The organism is Mesorhizobium sp. LNHC252B00 (genome assembly GCF_000502955.1).
Lineage (GTDB): Bacteria > Pseudomonadota > Alphaproteobacteria > Rhizobiales > Rhizobiaceae > Mesorhizobium.
The window spans coordinates 1-377 of sequence record NZ_AYWO01000143.1; the positions used below are offsets into that span (position 1 = coordinate 1).

The 377-nt window shown below is 59.9% G+C and carries 1 protein-coding gene; it reads right to left on the bottom strand.

All coding sequences use genetic code 11. From position 1 onward, the window contains the following. Window positions 1–377, bottom strand: a 377-nt coding sequence (locus X744_RS139610) for an enoyl-CoA hydratase-related protein (protein WP_023763267.1), incomplete at both ends; no start/stop codon positions are given.

Consider the following 377-nt stretch of genomic DNA (forward strand, 5'->3'; position numbering starts at 1 on the left):
GAATTTGGCTGTATCGGCGGCAATGATGAAGTCGCACATCATGGCGAGTTCGCAGCCGCCTCCCAGGGCATAGCCGGCCACCGCCGCGATGATCGGCTTTCGTGCCCGCGTGAACTCTTCCCAGCCAGCGAAGAAGTCCTGGCTGTAGGCATCCGCGTAGGAGATCGCCTGCATTTCCTTGATGTCGGCACCGGCGGCGAAGGCCTTGTCGGAACCGGTAACAACCATGGCGCCGATGCCAGGATCGGCGCAGAAACCGTTCACGGCCGAGACGAGTTCAGCAAGGATCTGGGAATTCAACGCATTGAGCGCCTTTGGCCGGTTCAGCGTGATCAGCCCGACCTTGCCACGCGTCTCGATTATGATCGTTTCATGGT